Source organism: Dyadobacter sp. HNCC25DJ185, assembly GCF_056895195.1.
The window spans coordinates 1-12678 of sequence record NZ_JBXHAR010000018.1; the positions used below are offsets into that span (position 1 = coordinate 1).

General features: G+C 46.3%; 9 protein-coding genes. 4 read left to right on the forward strand and 5 right to left on the reverse strand.

The genetic code is table 11. The annotated features are described in order from the left end of the window. Window positions 1-117 precede the first annotated feature (117 nt). Together AC1XUF_RS31375 and AC1XUF_RS31380 are read left to right on the forward strand one after the other, a co-directional pair. Window positions 118-1005, forward strand: a complete 888-nt coding sequence (locus AC1XUF_RS31375; RefSeq protein WP_483345836.1) for an ABC transporter ATP-binding protein — start codon at window positions 118-120, stop codon at window positions 1003-1005. A 25-nt stretch (window positions 1006-1030) separates the two neighbouring features. Then, window positions 1031-4675: an ABC transporter permease/M1 family aminopeptidase gene (locus AC1XUF_RS31380; protein ID WP_483345837.1), complete on the forward strand. Its 3645-nt coding sequence runs from the start codon at window positions 1031-1033 to the stop codon at window positions 4673-4675. An 83-nt stretch (window positions 4676-4758) separates the two neighbouring features. Here the strand turns inward: AC1XUF_RS31380 and AC1XUF_RS31385 are convergent, their stop codons facing one another. From AC1XUF_RS31385 to AC1XUF_RS31405, 5 genes are all read right to left on the reverse strand, one after another. Beyond that, window positions 4759-5442, reverse strand: a complete 684-nt coding sequence (locus tag AC1XUF_RS31385) for a pirin family protein (protein WP_483345838.1) — start codon at window positions 5440-5442, stop codon at window positions 4759-4761. 11 nt (window positions 5443-5453) lie between these two features. Continuing rightward, entirely contained in the window at window positions 5454-5960 is a 507-nt protein-coding gene (locus tag AC1XUF_RS31390) for a hypothetical protein (protein WP_483345839.1), read from the reverse strand. Between the two features lie 4 nt (window positions 5961-5964). Continuing rightward, window positions 5965-6708 (reverse strand): dioxygenase family protein, encoded by a 744-nt coding sequence (locus tag AC1XUF_RS31395; protein WP_483345840.1) that lies wholly within the window; start codon window positions 6706-6708, stop codon window positions 5965-5967. A gap of 117 nt (window positions 6709-6825) precedes the next feature. Next, entirely contained in the window at window positions 6826-7524 is a 699-nt protein-coding gene (locus tag AC1XUF_RS31400) for a LytR/AlgR family response regulator transcription factor (RefSeq protein ID WP_483345841.1), read from the reverse strand. Then, window positions 7521-8624: a sensor histidine kinase gene (locus AC1XUF_RS31405; protein WP_483345842.1), complete on the reverse strand. Its 1104-nt coding sequence runs from the start codon at window positions 8622-8624 to the stop codon at window positions 7521-7523. Before AC1XUF_RS31405 ends, AC1XUF_RS31400 begins: the two co-directional genes overlap by 4 nt. A gap of 106 nt (window positions 8625-8730) precedes the next feature. Here AC1XUF_RS31405 and AC1XUF_RS31410 point away from each other — a divergent pair, with 106 nt between their 5' ends. Both AC1XUF_RS31410 and AC1XUF_RS31415 read left to right on the forward strand, forming a co-directional pair. Then, on the forward strand, window positions 8731-10065 hold the full coding sequence (locus tag AC1XUF_RS31410) for an APC family permease (protein ID WP_483345843.1): 1335 nt from the start codon (window positions 8731-8733) through the stop codon (window positions 10063-10065). A 53-nt stretch (window positions 10066-10118) separates the two neighbouring features. Continuing rightward, on the forward strand, window positions 10119-12548 hold the full coding sequence (locus AC1XUF_RS31415) for a TonB-dependent receptor plug domain-containing protein (RefSeq protein WP_483345844.1): 2430 nt from the start codon (window positions 10119-10121) through the stop codon (window positions 12546-12548). Window positions 12549-12678 lie beyond the last annotated feature (130 nt).

Genomic DNA, 12678 nt, shown 5'->3' on the forward strand with positions numbered 1-12678 from the left:
GCCCCCCGGGTGACTAAAAATTTGTTTCACTGAGCATATGCACGTTAATGTTCCCATAATTTATTATTATTGAGAACCTTATACTTAACGTACCTAAAACTATCAAAACTCCTGCAAGTGAAACTAACGATCCAAAACCTCCAGAAAACTTACCCTAACGGTGTCCAGGCTTTAAAAGGAATCAACCTGACCATCGAACAAGGCATGTTTGGCTTACTTGGCCCAAATGGCGCTGGGAAATCTTCCCTCATGCGGACCATTGCCACTTTGCAGGAAGCCGACGCCGGCAGCATTTTTCTGGACGACCTGGATGTGTTGAATCATAAACCTGAAGTAAGAAAAATACTGGGCTACCTGCCGCAGGAATTCGGAGTGTATCCCAAAATCAGCTCTGAGGTAATGCTGGACCATATTGCGCAACTCAAGGGTATCCTAGATTCAAAGGAACGTAAACAAACGGTAGCCGCTTTATTGGCCAGAGTCAATCTTTACAACGACCGAAAAAAACACCTAGGTACCTTTTCGGGTGGAATGAAACAGCGCTTTGGTATTGCACAGGCTCTATTGGCCAATCCAAAACTCATTATCGTCGACGAACCAACAGCCGGATTGGACCCAGCTGAGAGAAACCGATTCTATAACCTGCTAAGCGAACTGGGCGAAAACACAATCGTCATTCTTTCCACACATATTGTGGAAGATGTCAGGACATTATGTAGCGACTTTGCGATCATTTGCAAAGGCGAAGTGCTCCGCAGCGGAAACCCTGACGAGGCTGTCAAAGAACTGGAAGGTCTCATTTATAGCATTACCATTGAAAAGTCAGACATAGAAGAATACAAGGCGAAGTTTCAGGTCATCTCCGCGCAAATGAAAAGCGGAAAACTAAGTATCAGGGTCTTTTCAGAAACAGATCCCGGTATTGGATTCATTCCTGTTGAACCGATCCTGGAAGACATCTACTTCCATCAGATTGCTTCCAAAATGGACGTGATTGCTTTGTAAACTCCTCACTTCTAATGTCTTCATTATGTTCTCTCAAATATTTACGTTTGAACTGAAGTACCGTTTCAATCGCCCGGCCACCTGGATTTACTTCGGTGTTTATGTCTTGGTCGGCTTTCTTTCGGTTGCGACTGGCTGGACGCCTGCTTCGGAAAAGGTCATGCACAACGCGCCTTGGACAATGGCCGAAGGAAACATTTTTTTCAGCTTCACGATGATGCTCGTTTGTTCGGCAGTCATGGGTGTTCCCCTTTACCGTGACATTGAGTACCAGACCCGCAACTATCTTTTTGCAGTCCCCATTACCAAGGCCGGCTATTTCTGGGGCAGGTTTTTCGGGTCATTTGCCTATGTTTTGCTCATTGGTACCGGATTCAGCGTGGGCGCTTATATCGGCTCATTTATCGGACCGCCATTGGGCTGGGTGCCTGTGGAAAGGGTCGGCGACTACAACATTTGGAATTACTTTTACCCCTATTTCGTATACGCCATCGGCAATTTGCTGTTATCGTCCACGATCTTTTTTGCCTTGGTATCCTTTACCAGAAATGTAAAAGTGATCTATTCGGCAAGTATCCTGCTTTTCATCGCCTATCTGCTCGGCAACTTTTTGGCCAAAGACATCGAAAACCATGACCTGGTCAAACTACTTGATCCATTTGCAATCAATACCTACGCATTGGAAACCCGTTTTACTACCCCTTTTGAAAAAAACACTGTCCCAGCACCGATTTCTGGTATTTATCTGCTCAATCGGCTAATCTGGGTGGGGCTGGCTATTGTTCTTATCCTTTTCACGTATTATAAATTCAGCTTCTCCAAATTTTTACAGCCTGAAAATACCGGTAGTAAAAAAGGAAAAAAAGAGAAAGAAGAAGTTGCGCCCCTATCGCTTCCGAAACTGCACCAGCAATTCGGGAATGTGTATAAAAAACAAATCCTTTGGAACCTCACTAAGATCGAATTCCTCAACATCGTCCGGGATAACTATTTCAGGGCAATCGTACTCGGTGCGATGATCTTCCTGGTACTGGACATCTGGATCGGCGATACCATTTTCAGCGTCAGTAACCTGCCGCTAACCATTTTTATCATGGACTACAAAGGGTACGATTACAATGTATTTATCTTCATCATCCTGCTATTTTACACGGGAGAGGCTGTTCATAGAGAAAAAGCAACGCGCTATAATATCCTGAACGACGCGCTTCCGGTTTCAAACAATATCCTCTACTTCTCCAAACTATTGGGATTGGCCGGAATTGCCATAGTAATGGCGACGATCCCGGTTCTTGTTGGAATGATCATCCAGCTTATCAAGGGCTTTTATGATTTCAACCTGCCTGTTTACCTGATCGACTCCTATTTGCTGACACTTCCCGGTTTTATCCAAATGTTGCTGCTTTCGTTTGCGGTACATATTTTAGTCAATAATAAGTTTGCCGGACACGGTGTAGCCATGCTGATCTGGATCGCAATGTTCCTGATGCGCAACTTTGCCGAGATGAACTACAATTTGTTCTTCTACTTTTTCACGCCCGATTTCAAATGGTCGGATATGAATGGGCTGGGCCATTTTGCTAAACCGTTGTTCTGGTTCAATTTCTATTGGCTTTCGCTGGGCATGTTCCTGGCGGCATTGGGTTACCTGTTTTTCCAAAGAGGGGTTGTCGGCGGATTTAAAGAAAGATGGCGCGTCGCCAAGCAGCGTTTTACCGGCGTCCCCAGGATGCTGATGCCGCTCTTTCTCCTCGCCTGGATCGCCAGCGGTATTTACATTTATTACAATGTAAGCTACGTCAACAATTATTACAGCGCTTCCGAAAACCGTGAAAACCAGGCGCTATATGAGAAAAAACTAAAAAAATACGAAAACCTGCCGATGCCGAAGATCACCAGCCTGATCCTGACGGCAGACATTTTCCCTGATGAGCGTAAGGTAAACATATATGGGAAAATGACGGTGACCAACAAATCAGGTGAGCCCATCAAAGCATTGCATTTATTCAGCGCAGATGAAGAGCTGGAATATAAAATGCTGTACAACGGGAAAAACCTTCCCTTCACCTACCCTGCTACACATCCTTATTCCAAATTCTCCTTTGTTAAAAAAGGTGAGCAAAACTTCAATTATCGCATTTACCCGCTTCCCGCCGCGATGCAGCCCGGCGATTCAGCTTTATTGGAAATTTATTCGGTTAAAGATAACCGGGGCTTTCTCAACAATGGGTTCAGCCGCGAGGTACTGAAGAACGGTACTTTTTACAGCGGAGGTTTGCCTGGATTTGGCTATTCAGCCGAGGCCGAGCTGGAAAGTGACGAATACCGGAAAAAGCTGGGTCTGAAACCAAAGATAGACGACTTGCCTGATCATAACGATCCTAAGGGGATGCGCACCATGTTGTTCAACGACGATGCGGATATGGTGCACTTTGAAGCGACCGTCAGCACCAGCGCCGACCAGCTTGCCATTGCACCGGGCTACCTGTTGAAAACCTGGGAAAAAGGAGGGCGGAAATACTATCATTACGTCCAGGATACTCCTATTGATCTATTTTTCAACCTGGTATCTGCCAGATACGAGGTATTGAAGGATGCACAGAAACTGCCCGACGGAAGGAATATCAACATTGAGATATTTTACGATAAAAGCCACCCATTTAATCTTCAGCGTTTTAACACTGCCTACAAAGACGGCCTGAGATACTTCTCAGAAACCTATGGCCCATTCCAGTTCCGGCAAATGCGGCTGATGGAATTCCCTCGTTATGAGAGCTTTGCGCAAAGTTTTGCCAACACCGTGCCTTATTCCGAAAACTTTGGCTGGGTTGCCGATTTCAAAAGTCCGGATGATTTTGATTACACCTATTTTGTGACGGCCCACGAACTGGCGCACCAATGGTGGGGACATCAGGTGACGCCCAATAAAACGCGTGGCGCCAATCTGATTTCAGAAGCTTTGGCAGAATACACCGCCCTTATACTGACCGAAAGGAAATACGGCCGGGATAATATGAAAAGGTTTTTGAAGGACGAATTGGACCGTTACCTGCGCGGCCGGGCCAATGAAGCCAAGAAAGAAAATACTTTCATCAATTGTAACCGGCCATATGAGTGGTACAACAAAGGGAGCCTCATCATTTATGGCCTCCGCGACCTGGTGGGGGATACGGCGGTAAACCAGGCACTGCGGGAGTTTAGGGACGAATATGCATTGCGCGAAAACCCGCCATTTGCAGGCAGCAATAATCTCTTCGATTACCTCGACAAGCATACCCCCGACTCGCTGAAATACTATCTGAACGATACATGGAAAAAGATCACCTTGTACGAAAATAAATTCGAAAAAGTCACTTCCAAATCAGTTGGGAAAGGCCTGTACGACGTTTCGCTCACGTTTTCCACCAAGAAGTTTTACGCGGATAGCTCAGGAAAGGAAACCGCAGCACCTATGAACGACTACATCGACCTGGGCGTATTCGCCGCCGAATCCATCAATAAGCTAGGTCAGAAGCAGACAAATCCTCTATTTATCAAAAAATACAAACTAAAACCCGGCACCCAGACGGTGACCATGCGGGTAAAGGGAAAACCGGCCAAGGCGGGGATTGATCCTTATAACAAGCTGATTGACAGGATTCCTGATGACAATGTCGGGACGGTTGAATGACACTTTGCCAAAAATTTCGCTATCTTTTTCTGACAAAACAGATTTGAAGTTCTTTTTCTACGAAATCTGAAAGACAATACATTCTAAACTTTCAAAACCAAAATCACAGCATCATTGGAAAGCGCTTCGAACTCGATCTCGTCTGCGAATGAGACGGACAAGCCGTCGCGCTTTTCCAATAACCTGTTCTGGACTTCAAAAGCCCCTTCGATGATGAATGTAAAAATGCCGTGATTGGAAGAATCATTGATAAGAGCACCCTCTTCCCTGCCATCGTATTTACCGATGTAAACATTCGCCTCGTCCTTTCCGCCGCTATGAACAGGTAGGAGGGTGTTTTTGTATAAAAGGTCAAATTGGATATGCTGGTTTTGATTGTTGGCATCCTCCCTATTTAAACGGATCTGGAGATAATTAATAGCCTCCTCCTCGTATGGATTGGTAATGATATATGATCGATCGGGTTTGGCAAAAAAACTAAATGCCTCGCCGGAATCCACAAATTGCAATGCCGACTCCCCGATATTCAACTCAATCCCGCCGACCAATGGAATCAAAATGATCTGGCAACGTTCTTCCACAACCATCGTATAGCTATGTCCAGGCAGAAGCGTCTCATCATTCAGCCCAAACAGCTTTCCAAACGACTCGCGACCTTCCGCCTCGTATTCTTCAAAATTGAAAGTCCGGAAACTGCGGAAGCCGTCCGATTGGAAACAACCTCTCTGACTTTCCAGGTAAATTTGAGCTTCGGTTTGAATAAGCATTTGAGGGAATTTTAGGCGGCAATGATGTGTGAAATACTTAAGAATGGCACTAATGCGATCATGTCGGTTTCGATTTCTGCTCCGGGAACAATGGTGTCCCGGGTCTGGTAACTCACCAGCAGCCTGTCTGCGATGGTATCGACCAATGTCATCGGCTCGCTGTAAAACCAGATGGCTATACGATGTGCCGACTTATCCTCGATATGCGATTGGATGATTTCAAACCGGAAATTCTTAAAAGGAAGGCAAAGTTTCCCGTACACATTAGCAATATCAGGGACTACGTCATTCAATTGCCTGATGTAACCGATCGCCGCAGTACTTGTAAGATAATGCAGCTGATCGGCCTGGGGTATATTTGCAATCATTTCCTGGAACGTGGAAAACTTTCCTGCAGGGTCCAGCCGCTGGGCCTGCATATAAAATTCCATATGGGTATCATCAAAGACCGCCATGTCCCAGGCTTTCCCGGAGTTGGCATCGATAATTTTCCGATAACAAAAACGGATATTCTTCATGATATCAGGCACTTACTACAATGGCGTGTGTTAGCTCATATCCGGCCGAGACGCTTCCGGTAACTGTGGACAATTCCGTTGTAACGCCATCACCAAAGACATTGTCCCGCGCATTAGTAGTATCCGCTTGTCCGTGACTTGCGTAAACGCCTTGGGCGAATACAACTTTACTGATTTCTTCCGGAAATGCGATCTGTGTAACCAGCAGCGATTTACCACTCGCATTATATACATGGACATGAATGTGTACCGCGCGGCCGGAGTACCAGCCAGGATAAATACTCGTAAAAGTAACCAGCCCGTTGGCATCGGTCGTTTGTCGTCCCCTCAAAAAGTGAACATTGGTATAGTTGGTCGACTGCATTCCCGTGCCGCCATACTCCGAATAATTGCCGGCAGCATCGCAATGCCAGATATCCACCAGCGCGCCCGACAATGCGGCACAACTATTATTTTTATTCTGGATCGTGATCTTTACGGTAAGTTTCGTTCCCGGTCTGTCGGAGGTGATGTCAGCCAGCACATAGCTCGCGGGTGACTTAGTCGGAAAAGGGCCCTCTGTTTCAGATGCAGTGGATGTGCAAGTTCCTGAGGTGGTTCCGGTCGTGGTTCCCGACGTAGTGGTAGTGGTGGTCGTTTCTGTGGTCGTTTCGGGATCCACCGAGTCGTTGGAGCAACTGATCATCGGCACAATTGTAGCCAGGCCAAGTGCTGAGAAACCGCGTTTTAAAAATTCTTTACGTTCCATATTTTGCAACAGTTCATGATTGTAAACACTTAATCGCGCTTACCTCATTTTTTGTTGCGCCCGCCCGGGCAAGTGTCGGTGAATCGTACCGATGTACCGGTGAATGGCCATACTTTTTTATAATTCCCCGGTTCTCCACTTTTCTATAAATTCCAGGTAACTGTCGCTAACCGGCAACTCTTTATCGGTACCAAGCCTAACTTTCTTATTCTGAATGGATTTCACCAAGGCATTTGGAACAATGTAGCTTCGGTGTATCCTGCTGAACTGGTTTTCGGGCAAATTTTCAAGTATCCCTTTTAAGGACATCAAAGTCAGGACGGGATGTCTTGAGCTCGTCAAATGAATTTTGATATAATCCTCCATACCCTCAATGTACTCAATGTCATTGAGCCCGATCTTGACCATCTTATATTCAGACCTGATTATAATGGACTGACTTGGTTCCTGCTGCGTTTTTCTAAACTGATATCTTTCCTCAGCCCTTCGAACCGCCTTTTCAAAACGTTCCATACTGATTGGTTTCAGCAGGTAATCTACGGCCTCAAGTTCAAAACCTTCGTGCGCAAAGTTTTTATAAGCAGTAGTAAAAATCACCATGGGCTTCTCTTCCAATTGAGAAACGAGTTCCAGGCCGGTCAGGTCAGGCATATTGATGTCAATAAACAGGAGGTCTATCCGATTATTTTTCAAAAACGCGGCACCTTCAACAGCATCATCAAAGGTGTGGGCCAGTTCCAGCGATGGAAATGAGGAAATGTATTTTTGCAGGATATGCAACGCCAGCGGCTCATCGTCAATCGCTATGCATTTCATGCGACCATGAGTTTTAGTTTAACTGTAAAAAACGGATCCTGATCCTGAATTTCAAGAGAATACCGGCCCGGATATAAAAAATCAAGCCTTTTTCTGGTATTGATAATTCCGATACCTGTCGTATTTTCTTCCGGCTTCTGTTCAAAAATCCGGTTTTTACATAAAAACGAAATTTGCTGGTGCGATACTTCTATCGCCACTTCAACAACCGACTCCCGGTGGCCACTCACGCCATATTTAAATGCGTTTTCAACGAAAGTCATGAAAATCAGCGGCGCAACTTTGATACCCGATACACTTCCCTTTACATGAAAATCAACCCTGGTCTTTGCATTTAGTCTTAATTTTTGAAGTTCAATGTAATTTTCGAGACATCCGACCTCATCCCGCACGGGCACAAAATTTTCGGTGGCTTCTTCGGTAATGTACCGCATCAGCTGCGACAATTTCAAAATGCTGGGAGCTGTATTTTCATTGTTGGACACGGCCAGCGAATAGATGTTGTTCAAGGTATTAAATAGAAAGTGGGGGTTAATCTGTGCCTTAAAGAAAGACAGCTCGGCCTGCGCCTTGTCCGCCTCCGACAATATCACTTTCTTTTCCGAAAGCTGCCATTGCCGCGAAAAACTGATCGCCATTCCCACTGCCCAGATCACCACAAACAGGACCAGACTCACAAAGTCAACGGTCACATGTGACCCTGCCCGCCCCGGCCCGCTTCGAGGCGGGGGCGGCTCACTTCCGAAAGGCACCGGCGGGGGGGCTCCCCACCTGTCGGGTTGCGGCATGAAGTGCTCATTTTGCCTGTGCAGCTTTTGAAAAACAAGTTGTTCAAAAGGCTGCGAAATGTAGATCAGCACAATCCCGGCAGCGAAAATACCTGCATAGAGAACATATTGCCGCTTTAAAAACAGCACGGGTATCAGAACGAACTGGTTGAAGTAAAACAAAAAGCAATAGAGCAGGAGAAACAACCAGAAAGATCCTGAGCTGAGCGTCGCCTGCAGCGTGGATTCTCTCGACACAATGGTCATATTCAGGCTGATAAACAGTACCCAGCCCAGCACGTGAAGCATCCAAAGATTCTTTGTCCGGAACATGAAGTCGCTTTTATAATATTTTACATTCTCCAACGCATGGCGAATATAGAAGTTACAAAAAGAAAAAGTTTTCCTATTTTCGAAAACCACATTTCCTCACTCCTCCATGAACCAACCCTCTGCCAAAAACGAACTTTTTAAGATCCTGGGTGTAGGATTTGGGGTCGCTGTCACCATTGGTGGTACCATTGGAACAGGTATTCTCAGAAAACCCGGGCCGATCGCAGCGCAATTGGGCGAACCCTGGCTGATCATGACCTTGTGGGCGGCTGTCAGCATTTATGCGTTTCTGGGCACACTTTGCACCATCGAACTGGGAACGTCCCTACCCAAAGCCGGTGCCTGGTACATTTACGCGCAAAGAGCGTTTGGAAACTATGCGGGTTTCGTAGTCGGGATCAACAGCTGGCTGGGTACCTGCTCGGCACTGGGGTTTGGCGTATACACCATGAGTGAATACCTGGCTCTGCTGATCCCTTCGCTTACAGGTAAGGAAGCCTACGTTGCCGCCGCTATCCTCGTGATACTTACCGGTATTCACTGGATCGGACTTGCGCTCGCCAGTCGTTTTCAGAATGTCATGAGTGTTCTGAAAGGGATCGGGCTATTTCTTTTTGTGGCGGTGTGTTACGTCTACGGAGATGAAGTAACAACCGGCCAGGCGCAGCTGACAACCAGCAAGATTGTCGAAACAGGCAGCTGGATAGCCCCGGTTATCTTTTCTTTACAAGCTATTTTTTACACTTACGATGGCTGGCATACAGCCGCTTATTTTTCAGAAGAAGACCGGGATCCTACCAAAAATCTGCCCAAATCAATGATCGGGGGCGTTTTACTGATCATTGCCATTTATGTCCTCTGCAATCTGGCGATTTTGCATGTCCTTCCAATGAATGAATTATCCCAATCCAAATTGGCCGCAGCAGACGCAATCCGCCTGATCTTTGGAGAGGGTTCGGGCAAGATCGTTACGCTGTTCCTGATGATCTCCATTCTGGGCATTGTCAATGCACAGCTCCTCTTTAATCCGAGAGTACTATATTCCATGAGCCGGGACGGGCTGTTTCTCAAGGCAGGTGTCAGGGTCAATAAAGGAGGCACCCCTGCTGTTGCCATGCTCGTTACCGCCGGCGTTGCAGTTACCCTGATCCTAATTGGAAAGGACGCCTGCGAAAAACTCTCTGATATTGCCACTTTCTTCTTTGTATTGGGATATGCCTCCGGTTTTGCTTCCCTTCTCGCACTCCGAAAGAAAGAACCGCTGCTGCCGCGACCGTGGAAAGTACCTGCATACCCATTTTTGCCCGTTTTAATGTTGCTCCTGTCTATCGCTTTCCTGATGGGTGCCGTCATTCAGGATTTACCGAGCAGTCGGTTCGCCTTACTCTTTATGGTCATCAGCTATCCCGTATTTTTAGTAGTTAGAAGGGTAAATCGGTGACATCAGGTCTTTGTGTAAGAAAATTGCATATTGTAACCGTTTATAACAAAACTATGCTGCGCACCAAAACCTTACTTAAACAATGCTGTTTTGCGCTGATACCGTTGCTTTTGGTTTCTTTCCAATGGCTGGAAGAAGATTTCACCCAATATGTATCAGAAAGGCTTCATGCCTACCGGCAAACATTCCCTCAGGAAAAAGCTTATCTGCATCTCGATAAGCCTTACTATGCTGCCGGGGATACAATCTGGTTCAAAGCTTACCTGGTGGAAGGTTCATTACATCTGGCCGACAGTGCGAGCAATGTTTTATATGTAGATCTGATCGACCACCGTACCGGAAAAAATGCGGCTCTGAAAAGAGTGCAATTGATAGGCGGCATCGGCCATGGAGATATCGTGCTGGCCGATTCAATTGCCAATGGGCCGTACTCCATTCGCGCCTATACCAACTGGATGAACAACTTTTCCGAAGAATTTTTCTTTAAAAAAGATATCTATGTTTTTGGTCAGGATGAAAAAGCGCCGGTAACGTCTCCCGATAAAATTGATCTGCAGTTTTTCCCGGAAGGAGGACAGCTTTTATCAGGGGTAAGCAGCAGGATCGCCTTTAAAGCGGTAAACGGCAGTGGCCTCGGACTCGATGTGGAAGGCTTCGTTCTGGGCAACAATAAAGACACCGTGGCCTCTTTCAAAAGTGGGCATCTGGGAATGGGCAGGTTCCAATTTGAAGCACTTAAAGGACAATCTTATAGTGCATTTTTAAAATCGAAAACCGGAAAACCCATTCCGGTTACCTTCCCTGAAGTCAAAGAAAACGGATATACGATGATGGTCGACAACTTATCCAACCCACTTAAAATGAGAATTATAGCTTACGCCAAAATTCCGGGCAAAACGGAAATACCGGTGCATGTTGTAGGCCATTCAAGAGGGGTTATTGCCTTTGTGGCCAAGGGAAAAATATCTGCCAAAGGCCTGATGATGGCCCTGCCTACGACCGAGCTCCCGGACGGAATCACGCATCTGACGCTTTTCAACGAAGAAAATAAGCCGGTTTGCGAAAGGCTTGTGTTCATTGACCATGCGCGTAGCCTTCGTGTGAAAATCAGCCCTTCGAAAGCTTCCTACAAACCACGTGAAAAATCTGCCATCGAAGTCACTGTCACGGATTCTGCGGGTAAGCCAGTTCAAACGAGCCTTTCTGTAGCGGTTACAGACGGCGGACAGCTCCTGCAACAGCCGTATGACCAAAGCATTGTGTCCCATTTGCTGTTATCATCAGATTTGAAAGGTTTAGTGGAGCAACCATCTTATTACTTTGATCCAGAAAAGTCGGAAAGGAAAATCCACATGGATTACCTGATGATGACGCAGGGGTGGAGCCGTTTTAAGTGGGAGGATGTGCTGAAAGATTCTCTTCCGTCGCCCCCCTATTTTGTGGAGCAAGGGGTTACCCTTGCCGGAGAAGTCCGACGCAACAAGAAAATCCCAACCGAGAAGATCATGCTCTCCATTTACATGAGCAATGACAGCCTGAGTACCTTCATGACAACGGAAAGCGACCTCGATGGCCGGTTTGCCATTTATAACCTGGTATTTGCCGACTCGCTGAAAATACGTTTGCAGGGCATGAATAAAAAAGGCAACCAAAATCTCTCTTTTATGCTCACGCCTCTTGCCCAAAAAATATCGGTTGTTAAAATACCTTATTACCCTATTACACTGGAAGCCAAAAAACTGGACGAATATCTTAAACGAGCTGCCCAGGATCAGGAGATAACCCGAAAAATACGGGAAAGCCGGGAACGCTTATTGCAGGAAGTGACCATCAAAGCGAAAAAACCGGTAGAACGCGATTCCCGGAAAATATACGGGCATGCGGATGCGACGGTCAAAGTAACACAACAAATCGCGGCGGGCAGCAGGAGCATTCTGGATTTGATTGCCGGGCGGGTCGCTGGCGTCAGGGTGGTCGGTTCGGGGATGAACGCTTCTGTATTTATAAGAGGCAACCTGGGAGAACCGCTGTTTGTATTGGACGGGGTGTCGGTCGACAAAGACATGGTGCTTAACATGAACGTCTTCGACGTGGAATCCATCGACGTATTAAAAGGCGCGGGCGCTGCAATTTTCGGGAGCCGCGGCGGCAACGGCGTCATTTCTGTACTGACTAAAAGGGGAAACCAGAATTATGATTATTCACAGGAAGTCGTTCCCGGCGTGCTGGTCGCCAAAATTGCAGGTTTTAACGTTCCGAGGGAGTTTTACGCTCCTGTTTACCAGCCCAATAGTACACAGGACGGAATACCCGACTTTCGGTCAACTATTTTTTGGGCGCCGATGTTAAAGACAGATAAAAATGGTAAAGCCACATTGGAGTATTACAATTCGGATGCGGTCACGGACGTGGAAATTAAGGCGGAGGTTTTGAGTCCCCTGGGAGTTCCGGGGTCTGGCAAATCGAGATATTCCGTCAATTGAAAATTATTGTAAGAATACTGGAATTTCCACGTTACTATTCTTATTTGTCTATGGATTTGAAAAAATCATACAGACAAAATTTGGTAACTTTGTTATTTACACAGATATAGCCGGTCATATCCAAAGATCT